The sequence below is a fragment of the Pseudomonas sp. PDM22 genome (genome assembly GCF_014851965.1).
In the GTDB taxonomy this organism is placed as follows: Bacteria; Pseudomonadota; Gammaproteobacteria; order Pseudomonadales; family Pseudomonadaceae; genus Pseudomonas.
Window position 1 is genome coordinate 222728 of the sequence record NZ_JACVAR010000009.1, and the last position, 13035, is coordinate 235762.

13 protein-coding genes are annotated in these 13035 nt (G+C 67.1%); 3 read left to right on the forward strand and 10 right to left on the reverse strand.

All coding sequences use genetic code 11. The features are described 5' to 3' along the window. Window positions 1–47 precede the first annotated feature (47 nt). Window positions 48–950, forward strand: coding sequence for a LysR family transcriptional regulator (locus IB255_RS27215; RefSeq protein WP_192211120.1), 903 nt, complete (start codon window positions 48–50; stop codon window positions 948–950). Here the strand turns inward: IB255_RS27215 and IB255_RS27220 are convergent. From IB255_RS27220 to IB255_RS27230, 3 genes are all read right to left on the reverse strand, one after another. Continuing rightward, a complete protein-coding gene (locus tag IB255_RS27220) occupies window positions 944–2431 on the reverse strand; it encodes a DHA2 family efflux MFS transporter permease subunit (protein ID WP_225595069.1) in 1488 nt (495 codons plus the stop codon). The genes IB255_RS27215 and IB255_RS27220 overlap by 7 nt on opposite strands. Before the next feature lie 101 nt (window positions 2432–2532). Next, window positions 2533–3660, reverse strand: coding sequence for an HlyD family secretion protein (locus tag IB255_RS27225; protein ID WP_151186891.1), 1128 nt, complete (start codon window positions 3658–3660; stop codon window positions 2533–2535). 11 nt (window positions 3661–3671) lie between these two features. Next, window positions 3672–4172 carry a winged helix-turn-helix transcriptional regulator gene (locus IB255_RS27230; protein WP_192211121.1) on the reverse strand — a complete coding sequence of 167 codons (501 nt, stop codon included), beginning with the start codon at window positions 4170–4172 and terminating at the stop codon, window positions 3672–3674. 635 nt (window positions 4173–4807) lie between these two features. Between IB255_RS27230 and IB255_RS27235 the strand changes: the two genes are divergently transcribed. Then, complete coding sequence (locus tag IB255_RS27235) at window positions 4808–6148, forward strand: OprD family porin (protein WP_081517015.1); 1341 nt, start codon at window positions 4808–4810, stop codon at window positions 6146–6148. Window positions 6149–6200: 52 nt separating this feature from the next. On the opposite strand, the gene IB255_RS27240 is transcribed toward IB255_RS27235, so the two are convergent. After that, window positions 6201–6971 carry an alpha/beta fold hydrolase gene (locus tag IB255_RS27240; protein ID WP_081517016.1) on the reverse strand — a complete coding sequence of 257 codons (771 nt, stop codon included), beginning with the start codon at window positions 6969–6971 and terminating at the stop codon, window positions 6201–6203. A 351-nt stretch (window positions 6972–7322) separates the two neighbouring features. Here IB255_RS27240 and IB255_RS27245 point away from each other — a divergent pair, with 351 nt between their 5' ends. Next, window positions 7323–7970, forward strand: a complete 648-nt coding sequence (locus IB255_RS27245) for an alpha/beta hydrolase (RefSeq protein ID WP_081517017.1) — start codon at window positions 7323–7325, stop codon at window positions 7968–7970. Window position 7971: 1 nt separating this feature from the next. On the opposite strand, the gene IB255_RS27250 is transcribed toward IB255_RS27245, so the two are convergent. The 6 genes from IB255_RS27250 to IB255_RS27275 all read right to left on the reverse strand — a co-directional run bounded on the left by IB255_RS27250 (window position 7972) and on the right by IB255_RS27275 (window position 12828). Continuing rightward, entirely contained in the window at window positions 7972–8256 is a 285-nt protein-coding gene (locus IB255_RS27250; RefSeq protein WP_081517018.1) for a gamma-butyrobetaine hydroxylase-like domain-containing protein, read from the reverse strand. Beyond that, a complete protein-coding gene (locus tag IB255_RS27255) occupies window positions 8253–9236 on the reverse strand; it encodes a HEAT repeat domain-containing protein (protein ID WP_081517019.1) in 984 nt (327 codons plus the stop codon). The genes IB255_RS27250 and IB255_RS27255 overlap by 4 nt, the downstream gene beginning before the upstream one ends. Next, on the reverse strand, window positions 9233–10081 hold the full coding sequence (locus IB255_RS27260) for an ABC transporter ATP-binding protein (protein WP_081517020.1): 849 nt from the start codon (window positions 10079–10081) through the stop codon (window positions 9233–9235). The genes IB255_RS27255 and IB255_RS27260 overlap by 4 nt, the downstream gene beginning before the upstream one ends. Further along, window positions 10078–10866, reverse strand: a complete 789-nt coding sequence (locus IB255_RS27265) for an ABC transporter permease (protein ID WP_081517021.1) — start codon at window positions 10864–10866, stop codon at window positions 10078–10080. Before IB255_RS27265 ends, IB255_RS27260 begins: the two co-directional genes overlap by 4 nt. 50 nt (window positions 10867–10916) lie before the next feature. After that, the gene (locus IB255_RS27270; RefSeq protein WP_081517022.1) at window positions 10917–12323 is read right to left on the reverse strand and encodes an ABC transporter substrate-binding protein; all 1407 of its coding nucleotides are present in this window, start codon (window positions 12321–12323) and stop codon (window positions 10917–10919) included. Window positions 12324–12582: 259 nt separating this feature from the next. Next, window positions 12583–12828 carry a ferredoxin family protein gene (locus tag IB255_RS27275; RefSeq protein ID WP_081517023.1) on the reverse strand — a complete coding sequence of 82 codons (246 nt, stop codon included), beginning with the start codon at window positions 12826–12828 and terminating at the stop codon, window positions 12583–12585. Window positions 12829–13035 lie beyond the last annotated feature (207 nt).

Sequence of the window (13035 nt, forward strand, 5' to 3'; positions counted from 1 at the left end):
GGGGTGATTGGGTACACTCCGGGGTTTCCCGCTCCCGGAGTGCCGCCATGGACAAACTGCAGGCCCTGTCGATGTTCGTCGAGACCGTCCGTTGTGGCGGCTACTCGGCGGCGGCCCGCAAGCTCGGCGTGGCAACCTCCTCGGTGACCCGCCAGGTGGCGGCGCTGGAAGCGGAGCTGGGCGCCACGCTGCTCAACCGCACCACCCGCCACAGCAGCCCGACGCTCGCCGGGCAGGCATACTACGACAAGGCCGTGGAAATCCTCGAGGCGCTGGTGGAAGCCGACGGCCTGGTCAGCGACCGTGGCCGCGAGGCGAAAGGGCGGCTGCGCGTCAGCGTGCCGGTGGAGTTCGGTCGCCGGGTCATCGCCCCGCACCTGGGGCGCCTGCTGGCGCAGTACCCGGAGCTGGAGGTCAGCCTGTCCCTGAGCGACCAGATCACCGACCTGCCGAAACAGCAGATCGACCTCTCCGTGCGCCTGGGCTCGAGCCTTACCAGCGACGACATCATCAGCCGCCCCATCGGCCAGTTCCAGCGCTGGCTGGTGGCGAGCCCCGACTACCTGCAGCGCGCCGGCACACCGGCCCACCCGCTGGACCTGATGGAGCACCAGTGCCTGCGCTTCGACTACGGCGGCGCACACCTGACCTGGACCTGCAGTGACGGCCAGGACACCTGGCCGCTCAACGTGCAGGGCCGCCTGCAGAGCAACAATGCCGATGTCCTGCGCGAGACCGCGCTGGGCGGCGGCGGTATCGCGCTGCTGTCGGACTGGCTGGTGGCCGAAGACGTCCGCGCCGGGCGGCTGGTACGGTTGCTGCCCGCGTACGACTCCTATCCCGGCAACACCGTGGGCAGCATCAACGTGCTGTACCCGCCGAGCCTGCGTGAATCCAGCCGCATCCGCGTGTTCGTCGCCTTTCTCGAGGAGCTGATGGCGGCTCAGTGACTGTCCGCGCTGGGCTGCGTGGGCGGAGCAATCCTGCGCATCAGTGGCACCAGCAGCAGCGTCACCGCGAAGCACGCGCCGACCAGCAGGAAGGCATCGGCGAAGGTTAGCGTCTGCGCCTCGCGCCAGGTCAGGTTCCACAGGTGCTTGAGCGCCTGCTGCGACGGTTCACCGTTGAGCTCCATGGAGGGCGCCAGCCAGTGGTTGAGCGCTTCGTTGCCGCTGTTCAGGTGCTCCGCCAGGCGCAGGAAGTGCAGGTTGGCGCGGTCGTTGAGCACCGTGGCGCAGGCGGCGATGCCGATGGCGCCGCCCAGGTTGCGCATCAGGTTGAACAGCCCGGAGGCGAGCTTCAGGCGCTCCGGCGGCAGTGAGCCCAGTGCCAGCGTCACGGTGGGCGCTACGCAGAACTGCTGCGCCATGCCGCGCAGGGCCTGCGGGAACATCAGCTGGCCCGCGCCCCAGTCGTGGGTCAGTGGGGCGAATTCATACATCGACAGGGTGAACATCACCATCCCCAGCAACAGTATCCAGCGCAGGTCGACGCGCCGGGCGAGGGCGGCGTAGAGCGGGATGCTCATGATCTGGAAGATGCCCGTGGAGAAGATCGCCAGGCCGATGTCCAGCGCGCCGTAGCCGCGCACCCGGCCGAGGAACAGCGGGGTCAGGTAGATGGTGGCGAAGATGCCGATGCCGGTGACGAAGCTGAACAGGCAGCCGAGGGCGAAGTTGCGTTCCCTCAGGGCGCGCAGGTCGACTATGGGGTGCGCGGCGGTCAGGCTGCGGTAGATGAAGGCAATGCCGCATAGTGCGGAAATCCACGCGGTGGCAACGATGGTGTCGTCGCTGAACCAGTTCCAGCGCGGGCCTTCCTCCAGGGTGTATTCCAGGCAGCCGAGGAACAGCGCCATCAGCAGAATCGCCGGGTAGTCGGCGCCCTTGAGCAGCGACAGGTCGGGCTTGTCGATACGCACCATGACCGGCACCACGATGGCGACGAACAGCCCCGGCACCAGGTTGATATAGAACAGCCAGGGCCAGGAGGAAATGTCGGTGATCCAGCCGCCGACCACCGGCCCGAGAGTCGGCGCCAGGGAGGCGATGGCGCCGATGGTGGCGGCGACTATCACCCGCTGCTTGCCGTCGAAGTAGAGGAAGCCGGTGGTGAACACCATGGGGATCATCGAACCACCGAGGAAGCCCTGCAGCGCGCGGAAGGCGATCATGCTCTGGATGTTCCAGGCCATGGCGCAGAGCAGGCTGGTAAGGGTGAAGCCCAGTGCCGAGGCGGCGAACAGCCAGCGCGTGGAGAGCACCTTGGACAGCCAGCCGGAGAGCGGGATGACGATGATCTCGGCGATCAGGTAGCTGGTCTGCACCCAGGCCAGTTCATCGGCACCCGCCGATAACCCGCCGCCGATGTCGCGCAGCGACGCGGAGACGATCTGGATGTCCAGCAGGGCGATGAACATCCCCAGGCACATGCAGGCAAAGGAGATGACTTTGCGGCCGGTGGAAAGACTCTCCACCGGGATCACCTCGCTGCTCCAGTGCTTTGCGATCCACAGCTTGCTGGCGGAGAGGTTCACGGCTGGTTGCTCAGGACGACGCGCTGGTCGGCGGCATCGTGCGCGTGGGCACGGGTATCCACTTCCACCAGTACCGAGAGGCCGGGGCGCAGGTTGCCCAGGCGGCCGTCGGCATCGTCCAGGTGCACGCGCACCGGCACGCGCTGGACGATCTTGGTGAAGTTGCCGGTGGCGTTCTCCGGCGGGAGGATGCTGAACTGCGCGCCGGTGGCCGGGGCGAGGCTGTCCAGGTGGCCGTGGAAGACCTTGCCGGGCAGGATGTCGGCCTCGATGGTCACCGCCTGGCCGGGCTGCATGCGCGCCAGTTGGTCTTCCTTGAAATTGGCGTCCACCCACAGGCCCTGTGCGGGCACCACGGCGAGCAGCTGGGTACCGGCGGCGACGTAGCTGCCGACCCGTGCGCGGCGGTTGCCGATGTAGCCGTCCACCGGGGCGCGCAGTTCGGTGTAGCTGAGGTCCAGGCGGGCCAGGTCACGGGCGGCTACGGCCTGCTCCAGCGCTGCCTGGGCCTGCTGCCGCTGGCTGTGGATCACGTCCAGCTGGCGACGCGCGGCGAGCAGGCTGGCGCGGGCCTTGTCGCTGTTGGCGCGGGCGGATTTGAAGCTGGCGTCGGCGCGCTGCGCGGCCTCCACCGATACGGCGTTGGTGCGCACCAGGGTGGCGTAGCGACGCTGGTCGTCGTGGGTGCGAACCTCTTCGGCGGCGGCCGCGTCGATCTCCGCCTGGCTCTGGCGGATCAGCGCGTCCTGCAGCGAGGCCTGGGCGTCGACATTGCCCAGCGCTGCCTCCTCGGCATGCACCGCGCCCTCGGCCTTGGCCAGCGCGGCACGGTAGTCACGGTCGTCGATACGAGCGAGCAGGTCGCCGGCGTGCACCAACTGGTTGTCGCTCACTTTCAGCTCGGCGATGTAGCCGGCCACGCGCGGGCTGATGACGGTGACGTCGCCGCCGACGTAGGCATCGTCGGTCTTTTCCAGGAAGCGCCCGTCGAGCCACCAGTGTCCGACGTAGGCGGCGGCGCCGAGGATGGCGGCGGTGGCGATGGCCAGCTTGAGCGCCTTGCGGGATTTCGCTCTGGCCGTGTCGACGGCAGGCGTGGCGGGGAGGGTGACGGGCTGGTTCATGGCGGCCTCGCTCAGGCGTGATCGGCTTGGGGGATGTTCTGGGAGTTCGCTTGCGGGAAGACGGGGACGAGTCGGTCGCCCTCGCGGCGGTGAATCTGGTGCTGCGGGCCGATGGGCTCGCCGCTGTCGGCATCCACCAGGGCGATGCGCACCGGGCGGCCGCTGCGGGTGTCCACCAGTTCGGCGGTGCTGGCCATGCCGGCGTGGCGCTTGCCCCATTGCAGCAGCGTCAGCAGCACCGGGCGCAGGTCGCGGCCGCGCTCGGTGAGCAGGTAGTCGAAGCGCGGCGGGTGATCGTTGTACTGGCGGCGCTGCAACAGCCCGCTATCCACCAGGGCGCGCAGGCGGCGGGTGAGCACGTTGCTGGCAATGCCCAATCGTGCGAGGAACTGGTCGAAGCGGGTGGAGCCGTAGAAGGCTTCGCGCAGGATCAGCACGTTCCAGCTGTCGCCGATCAGGTCCAGCGCCTGGGCTACCGGGCAGGGCAGGTGGTCGAAGCTGGTTCTGCGCATGGTCGCACCCTTTACATGAGAGTCGTCATCTAATTGGGCCGCCTTGTCTCGGGCCTGGCAAGGCGACAGGCAAGGTCTGGCTGAAAAAGATTATGGTCGTAATTTAAAGCGGTCACTTGCTTTGCGCAAGTGACTCGTTGGGGGCGGCGCAAGGCAGGGGATGAACGGCGTACCGGGTGAATTTCCGGCTGGCGCAAGGGTTGCCCGATCCTGCGGAAGTTGCCCGGCCAAGTTCAGGGGAAGTTCGCGGAAAGTACCGTCCGGATAACTCGGAAAGTGGCCGGGATAATTATCCGGAAATGGTCTGGAACGGCTGTTCCATAACTTTCCTTCAGGCAAAAAAAGGCCGCCTGGGGAGGCGGCCAAACCAAAGGATGATGAAGTGGAGCAATCCTCCGGAGGCTCTGGAGCGGGCATCCGGGACTCATGTTCTTCATCGGGGCGCAAGCTTAATGGCGCGGCTGGAAAATGCTTAATCATTCGTCTCGATATCGACTATCGACACTGCTGGTTGGAGACGCAGACGGCGGATTGTTATCTCTTCGCTCGCTCTGCCTAGGGCGGGGAAACATAAGAAAGTTGTTCAGAAGTCACTCGATACACCTGCCAAGACAAGTCCAACAAAGGGGTAGCAGATGTCCGCGTTCCGTCTTTCAATGCTCGGTGCCTGTGTCAGTGCATCACTCGCCGGCATTCCGTTCCAGTTGGCGCAAGCCGCCGCCGTTTCCGACCAGTCCGAAGCCACCGGCTTCATCGAAGGCAGCAGCGCTTCGCTGCTGATGCGCAATTACTACTACAACAGCGATCGCAAGTCCGGGGCGGGTGACCGCAAGGACTGGACCCAGGGCTTCACGCTGAACTACAGCTCCGGCTTCACCCAGGGCACGGTAGGTTTCGGTGTCGAGGCCTTCGGTAACTGGGGTATCCGCCTGGATGGCGGCGCCGGCACCTCCGGCACCGGCAACCTGCCGGTGCGTGACGATGGCTCGCCGGAAAGCGAGTACGGCCGTGCCGGCGGCGCGGTGAAGCTGCGTGTGTCGAAAACCGAACTGCGCTGGGGCGATCTGCAGCCCACCGCACCGGTGTTCGCCGCCGGCGGCACCCGCCTGTTCCCGCAGACCGCCACCGGCTTCAACGTGCTCAGCAGCGAGATCGCCGGGCTGGATCTGGACGGCGGCCACTTCACCGGTGGCAACGGCCCGGTGACCACCAACGGCGACCACGGCATCTGGGCCTCCTACGCCAACGTCGAGGCCAGCAGCATCGACTACGTGGGCGGCAAGTACGCGGTCAACGACGCGCTGAACTTCTCGCTGTATGCGTCCAAACTCGAAGACGTGTGGCGCCAGTACTACGGCAACGCCAACTACACGCTGCCGCTGGCGGATGACCAGTCGCTGAACTTCGACTTCAACCTCTACCGCACCAATGACGACGGCAGCGCCAAGGCCGGCGAGATCAGCAACACCACCTGGTCCGCCGCTGCTGCGTACACCTTCCTCACCGCGCATACCCTGACGCTGGCGTACCAGAAGGTCCACGGCGATACGCCGTTCGACTACGTGGCCTTCGGCGTCAACGGCCCCGGCGACACGGGCGACTCGATCTTTCTCGCCAACTCCATCCAGTACTCGGACTTCAACGGTCCGGAAGAGAAGTCCTGGCAGATGCGCTACGACCTGGCGATGGCCACCTACGGCATCCCCGGCCTGAGCTTCATGGCCCGCTACGTCAACGGCCATGGCATCGACGGCAGCAAGATGGCCGCCGACAGCCCGTATCGCGGCTATGGCTATGGTGAGGACGGCAAGCACCACGAGACCAACCTGGAAGCGAAGTACGTGGTGCAGTCCGGGCCGGCGAAGGACCTGTCCTTGCGCCTGCGCGAGGCGATCCATCGTGGCAACGCCGACCAGGCCGAGGGCGACGTCAACGAGTTCCGCCTGATCGTCGACTACCCGCTGTCGATCCTGTAATGGCTGGCACCGGCGCCTCGTTCCGGGGGCGCCGGTGCGGCACCTCGCGGGTCTAACAGGCGAGGTGGGAAATTGCCTGCGCCAGGCCATCCGGGTTGTCGTAGGCGATCATGTGCCCGCTATGGGCAACGATCTCAACCCGGCAGCCGGCCTGGTGATACAGACGGATGTCGTTGAGCGGTGTGTTGTCCGAGAGGATCACGGCCTTCCTGGGGGTACGCAGCATTTTCAGCGCCTCGATCCACGCGCCTGCGTCGTAGTCGGCGAGCGCCGCGCCGGCCCACTGGTAGATGGCCTGGGGTGAGCAGATCTGGAAAGGGCCGAGCCAGGCTTCGTTGTCGCCGTCTTCCCCGAGTCGTTCGAGCAGCTGTGAAAAGCCGATGGCGACAAACTCGCTCTCACTCATGGAGGTGATGGATTCGAGCAGGGCAATGCCATAGTCGCTGAGACCGGGTTGGCAGAGGATCAGCTTGTTGACCTTGTTTGGCAGGGCGGCTGCGAGCTTGAGAGCGATGAAGGCGCCGGCGCTGTGGCCGAACAGGCCGCAGCGGTTGACGCCGGTGCTGAGAATCCAGCTTTCCAGCGTCTGGGCCTGGGCGGTTGTGCCGTAGAGGGTGGCGTCGGGCTTGTCGCTGAAACCGGCGCCGGGCAGGTCCACCAGCCAGGAGCGGCGCCGGCAATAGGCGTCCGATGCGATGACCGCGGGGTAGTCACTGGTCGATGCGCAGCCCAGGCCGTGAATGTAGATCAGGGGTGACGCTCCGTAGCAGACGTCTTGCCAACGCAGCAGGTCCTTCTGCTCGTCAAAGGGGTAGGTATTCATGTCTCACACTCCCATTGGGATTGCAGAACCCGGAGGCTTGCGGAAGACGCACGAGACGGCATGACAGCTTCTTCGTGCGTACCGTCATGGGCATGGCGGTGAGCTGAGGTTAGGGGCGGTGACAGGCCTGCGGGATGGCAGTTCGGGCTAGGTTGAAACCGGTCAAGTTTGGGTCTGCTTTTCTTGTGGGAAGCGTCAGTTTGTTCGTCATTCGTTTGCCACTCCCGATGAAGGGGAGAACGACATCCGATCCGCTGTTGTCCTGGCGGACCCGCGGCGAGGCTTGCCTGCCATGACGCGCAGAAGCACCGGTCCTACAATGCGGGTTCCCTCCCGTCCCAAGGAAATCCCATGCCCGCCGAAGAACAGCGCAGCACACAACTGATCGATGGCCCGGTGGGCAAGCTGCAGTTGCTGATCGACCGGCCGGACTTGCCGGTGCAAGGCCTCGCGCTGATCAGCCATCCGCAGCCGCTGCTCGGCGGCAGCCCGAAACACCGCGTGCCGCTGACCCTTTCGCGCAAGCTCTGTGGCGCCGGCTGGATGACCGTGCGGCCGAGCTTCCGGGGTGTGGATGGCAGCGAGGGCGAGTACGCCGAAGGCATCGGCGAGGCGCAGGACATGCTCGCGGTGATCGCGCACCTGCGTAGCGAGTATCCGGAGCTGCCGCTGGCGCTGGTGGGCTTTTCCTTCGGAGCCTATGTGTTCGCCCGTCTTGCCGGCATGCTCTCAACGCCTGCGGCTGCCATCGTCCTGATGGGTTTGCCGGTGGGCACCGTGCCCGGTGGCCGCGACTACGAAGCACCGGACCTGCCCGCCGATTGCCTGCTGCTGCATGGCGAGGCGGACGAGATGGCGCCGCTGGCGAACCTGCTCGACTGGGCGCGCCCGACGCAGCGCGAGGTGGTGCTCTACGCCGGCGCGGACCACTTCTTCAAGGGTTGCCTGGAGCGCGCGGTGGAGCGTGTGCTGGAGCACCTGTCCCGCGCGATCACCTGAGTTATCTCCGTCCCAGTTCGCGCAGGTAGGACCAGGGGTAGATACCCCGGTCGTGGCCATCGTCGAACACCAGCTGCACGCCATAACCCTGCAGGTTCAGTTCCTGCAGGACGACTCCGGCGCAGACCAGCTCGATGCGCCCCTGAAGGCGCGCCGCCCGGCACTGCGAGCAGGGGCAGGCGCCGCGCAGGCGGGTGAAGGCGATGCACTGCTCGACGCCGTCGTCCCAGCGGATGCGCAATTCCCTGTCGGCGCTGGAGCGGTGCAGTGCGACGGGTGTGTTCACGCTGACTGCCCCAGTTGGGTGAGGGCGATACGCACGGCCTTGCGGACTTCCGGGTCGCCGTCGTTTTCGGCGTTGCGCAGTGCCTCGATGGCGTCGCCGCTGCCGAGTTCGCCCAGGGCCAGCGCCGCCTCCTTGCGCAGGTTGCTGATGCCGTGGCCGAGCACGCTCTTCAGGCCTTCCAGCGCCGGCAGGTAACGCAGCTTGCCGAGCGAGCGGGCGGCGCGCAGGCGTACCTGCCAGAAGTCGTCTTCCAGTGCCTGCACCAGCGCATCACCGGCTTCCGGCAGGGCCAGCTTGCCGAGGGTGCCGGCGGCTTCCTCGCGCACCTGCCAGGCCGGGTCGAGCAGCGCCGCCCGCAAGGCCGGCAGCACGCTGGCGTCGATGGCCAGGCCGAGGGCGCCGGCAGCCGCGCGGCGGACTTCGGCGTCCGGATCGTCGCGGGTCAGGCGTGCCAGGTGCGGCAGCGCGTCGGTGCGCTTGAGCCAGCCGAGGATGCCCACGGCTTCGCGGCGCACGCCGGCGTCGCTGTCGTCCAGCGCTGCCAGGGCCGGTTCGGCGGCCACTTCCAGACGCAGTTCGCGCAGGGCGCGCAAGGCGCTGCGGCGGACGAAGAGGTCGGCATGGGTCGCCCAGGGCAGCAGGCGCACGCCGGCCTCGGCGGTCTTCAGTTCGCTCAGGCTCTGGGCGGCGGCTTCGCGCACTTCATTGTCGCTGTCGGCCAGGGCTTGGCAGAGGGCGTCCACCACCTCGGGTTCTTCCCAGGCTTCCAGCAGGCGCGCGGCCTCGGCGCGGACGCTGGCGGCGGCGTCATGGTTCAGCGCGTGGGCGAGCCAGGGCAGGCCATCGGGTTCTTCCAGGTCGGCCAGTTCGATCAGGGCGATGCGCCGTACGCCGGCGTCGGCGTCCTGCAGGCGTGGCTGGAGGTCGAGGATGTCGGGATTGTCGGTGCTGATGCTGGATGAGGGATTGAAGTCGGTCATATGGCGAATCGCGGTATCCGTTGTGGAGTGGGCAGGCCCAGTGGCGTCAGGCGCGGCAGCTGGCGGCCGTCTTCGTGGCGCAGCAGTTCCAGGCAGTGGCGCTTGAGCCGGGAGAATTCCGGGCTGGTGAGCAAATCGGCGTGGCGCGGGCGCGGGAAGTCGAGGCGGATGTCTTCGAGGATGCGTCCGGGTCGGGGGCTCATCACCAGGATGCGGTCGGCGAGGAACAGCGCCTCGTCGATGTCGTGGGTGATGAACAGCACGCTGGTGCGCAGGCGCGTCCAGATGTCCAGCAGCAGCTCCTGCATCATCATCCGCGTCTGCGCATCGAGGGCGCCGAAGGGTTCGTCCATCAGCAGCAGGCGCGGCTGGTTGATCAGCACGCGGGCGATCTCCACGCGTTGCTGCATGCCGCCGGAGAGCTGCGATGGCCAGCGCTCTGCAAAACCGTTCAGGCCCACCAGCTGGAGCATCTCGTCCGCCTGGCGATGGCGCTCGGCGCGGGGCACGCCGCGCATCTTCAGGCCGAAGGCGACGTTGTCGCGCACCCGCCGCCAGGGCAGCAGGGTGTGGTGCTGGAACACCATGCCGCGCTCGGGCGACGGCCCGGCGACGCTCTGGCCGTCCACTTCCAGCTGGCCGGCGCTGGGCCTCAGGTGCCCGGCCAGGGCGCCGAGCAGGGTGGACTTGCCGCAGCCGGAGGGGCCGAGCACGCAGACGAACTCGCCGGGCTCGATGGAAAAACTCAGCGACTGCACGGCCTCGAAGGCGTCACGGCCGCTGCCCAGGAGGATCGACAGACCGTCGACGCGTACGCGCCCCGGTGCGCTGGCGGGCAGGGTCATGGCTTGCCTCCGGCCTGGCGCTGCCAGGGCGTGACCAGGGCGCCGAGCTGGCGTACCAGCAGGCTGCTGGCCATGCCGAGCACGCCGATCAGCAGCATGCCGACGACAATGTCGGGGTAGTTCTGCAAGGTGTAGGACTCCCAGGTGTAGTAGCCGATGCCCCATTGCCCGGAGATCATCTCGGCGGTCACCAGGCAGAACCACGAGGTGCCCATGCCGATGGCCAGGCCGGTGACGATGCTCGGTGCGGCGCCGGGCAGCACCACTTCGCGCAGCAGCGCCAGGCGCCCGGCGCCGAGGCTGCGGGCGGAGGCGAGCAGGCGCGGGTCGACCGCTTCGACGCCGTGGATGGTGTTGAGCAGGATGGGGAACAGCGCGCCGGTGAAGGTGATGAAGATCATCGACAGCTCGGAGCTGGGGAACATCAGGATCGCCAGCGGAATCCAGGCCACCGCCGGGATCGGCCGCAGCATTTCCAGCGGTGGCAGCAGGCTGTCGCGCGCCCAGCGCCCACGGCCGATGACCAGTCCGAGGAGGATGCCGGCAAAAGCCGCGAGCAGGTAACCGGCGAGCACCCGCAGCAGGCTGCTGCTCAGGTGGCGGCCGAGCTTGCTCGATTGCGCGAGGTTCCAGGCGGCGTCGAGCACGTCGCGCGGGCCGGGCACGTTGGCGAAGGTGACCACGCCGAGGTTGACGTGGCGCGCGCTGAGCACCTGCCAGAGTACGAGGCAGACCAGCAGCGAGGCCAGGCGCAGGCTCCAGCGGGTGAGGGGGGTGGTGTTCATCTGCGGTCTCCACCAGCCCCGGCGCGCGGGCGCCGGGGCTGGTTGTCGATTCAGCGGCTGGCCACGGCTTGCTGGCTGGCGGCGGCGAAGTCGGCGACTTCACCACCGTGCTGACGGGCGAAGGCATCGGCCTGTTCGCGCAGCAGGAAGGCATCCAGTGCGCCGTCCTTGCCACGCACGAACCAGGCCTGCCCGGCGAGCAGCTTGATGCCGCTGTCGCTGGCCTGGGCGTACACCGCGCGGATGTCCTTGCCCTGTTGCTTGAGTTCGGCCAGCTGACCCAACGCCTCCTTGGCGGTCGCGTAGCTACGCACTTTCGGCTCACCGCGCACCCAGATCTGCGCGACCTTGCGGGTATCGCTGATCGGCTGGTCGGTCAGCGCGTCATTGCCCAGCAGCGGCTGTTGCGCGTAGTTCTTCAGCGCGGCGTCGTAGTCGGCACCGGAGGCCTTGAAGGCGGCGCGGAGGTAGCGGTCGTCGACGAACTGGTCGACGTTCAGCCCGCGGTCGGCTTTCTTCAGCAGCTTCAGGGTATCGATGGCGGTGGCTACGGCCTGGCGGTATTCGGGTTTCCAGGTCAGGTCCCGCGTCTGCAGGCCGAGCGGGCCGTGGAACAGGTAGTTCACCTCGGCCGGAATGCCGGCGACCTTCTCGATCAGCTCGCTGTACTTCTCCGGGTCTTGCGCCAGCAACTGGTTGGCTTCGTAGGTGGCGCGCAGGTAAGCCTCGACGATTTCCGGGTACTTCTGCGCGTAGTCGGCTTCCACCAGCGCGCCGTGGAAGGTCGGCGCCTTGGCCTGGGAGCCGTCGTAGATCTTGCGGGCGATGCCACGGCTTTCGAACAGCTCGGCGAAGGGCACGAAGTCGGCGTGGGCGGCGATCTTGTTGGCCTGCAGGGCGGAGCCGGCGACTTCCGGCGGCTGCGCGATGATGGTGACGTCCTTCTCCGGGTCCCAGCCTTGTGCCGCGATGGCGCGCAGCAGCAGGCCGTGGGCGGTGGAGGCGAAGGGCACGGAGATGGTCTGGCCCTTGAGTTCGGCCAGCGACTGCACCTTGGAGGCGGCGGGCACGACAATGCCATTGCCGCTGCCGTCGATGCTGCCCGAGAGCACGCTGATGAACAGGCTGCGCTTGCCGGCGGCCTCGTGGGCGACGCCGTTGAGCGAGCCGGGGAAGTCGGCCATGGCGCCAAAGTCGAGCTTGCCGGCGACCATCTCGTTGGTCAGCGGCGCGCCGCTGGTGAAGTTCTTCCACTGCACGTCGTACTGCGCGTCCTTGTACGCGCCGTCGTGGGGAAGGTATTTGTCGAGCAGGCCGAGTTCGCGGATCAATAGGCCGCCAGCGGCGCAGTTGATGGTGGTGTCCTGGGTGCCGATGGCGACGCGGATCGTTTCCGAATGGGCGGAAAGACTGGCAATGGCGAGCGCAAGGCCGGCCAGGGTGGTGCGCAAGGTCATGGGTGTTCCCCTCGAATCATCAGTGTTGGAATCGTCTCCGCCGCAGGCCTTGCGGTGGGAAACGAGGGGCGGTGCATCAGGCGTCCGGCGGTGGGGCCGGATGGCGTTTCTGGTTATCGGTGTCGTCCTGCGTTCACCTGCAGGAGCCGCGTCGTAGCACCGTAGGGCGGATAACCTGGAACAGGTTATCCGCCGATGGATCCATGGCGGATAACGCTGGCGCGTTATGCGCCCTACGGAGCTGCACGGGACGGCGGTCTCAGCGCAGGAGGTAGGGAATCTCGACCTTCACCGCGCCGGTCGGGCAGTCCTTCTCGCAGGGCATGCAGTACCAGCATTCGTCGAAGGCCATGTAGGCCTTCTGGGTGGCGGGGTTGATCGCCAGCAGGTCCATCGGGCAGACCTCGACGCAGACGGTGCAGCCCTTGTCGGCGATGCACTTGTCCTCGTCCACCGTCACCGGGGCGCTGGAGCGGAAGAAGATTTCCTGGGGTTGGTAGGCCATTGCACGCGGTCCTCATGGTGTTGCTTGCCGGCCGTCGTAGCGGTCGGCTGATTCTGTTCGGTGTTCCTGGGTGGTTCTGGTGCTCGGGGTCTTCCCTCACCCTAACCCTGGCTGCGCGCCCCGCTCCAGAGGGAGAGGGGACTGTCCTGAGCGGTGAAGAAATCGGCGCTCGCCGGCTGACGACATTGTCGCCCTTCGCGCCGAACG

Bases quoted from the DNA above. Each gene is read 5' to 3' on its own strand.
- IB255_RS27215 (WP_192211120.1), top strand. From the start codon at position 48: ATGGACAAACTGCAGGCCCTGTCGATGTTCGTCGAGACCGTCCGTTGT.
- IB255_RS27220 (WP_225595069.1), bottom strand. From the start codon at position 2,431: ATGTGCCTGGGGATGTTCATCGCCCTGCTGGACATCCAGATCGTCTCC.
- IB255_RS27225 (WP_151186891.1), bottom strand. From the start codon at position 3,660: ATGAACCAGCCCGTCACCCTCCCCGCCACGCCTGCCGTCGACACGGCC.
- IB255_RS27230 (WP_192211121.1), bottom strand. From the start codon at position 4,172: ATGCGCAGAACCAGCTTCGACCACCTGCCCTGCCCGGTAGCCCAGGCG.
- IB255_RS27235 (WP_081517015.1), top strand. From the start codon at position 4,808: ATGTCCGCGTTCCGTCTTTCAATGCTCGGTGCCTGTGTCAGTGCATCA.
- IB255_RS27240 (WP_081517016.1), bottom strand. From the start codon at position 6,971: ATGAATACCTACCCCTTTGACGAGCAGAAGGACCTGCTGCGTTGGCAA.
- IB255_RS27245 (WP_081517017.1), top strand. From the start codon at position 7,323: ATGCCCGCCGAAGAACAGCGCAGCACACAACTGATCGATGGCCCGGTG.
- IB255_RS27255 (WP_081517019.1), bottom strand. From the start codon at position 9,236: ATGACCGACTTCAATCCCTCATCCAGCATCAGCACCGACAATCCCGAC.
- IB255_RS27260 (WP_081517020.1), bottom strand. From the start codon at position 10,081: ATGACCCTGCCCGCCAGCGCACCGGGGCGCGTACGCGTCGACGGTCTG.
- IB255_RS27265 (WP_081517021.1), bottom strand. From the start codon at position 10,866: ATGAACACCACCCCCCTCACCCGCTGGAGCCTGCGCCTGGCCTCGCTG.
- IB255_RS27270 (WP_081517022.1), bottom strand. From the start codon at position 12,323: ATGACCTTGCGCACCACCCTGGCCGGCCTTGCGCTCGCCATTGCCAGT.
- IB255_RS27275 (WP_081517023.1), bottom strand. From the start codon at position 12,828: ATGGCCTACCAACCCCAGGAAATCTTCTTCCGCTCCAGCGCCCCGGTG.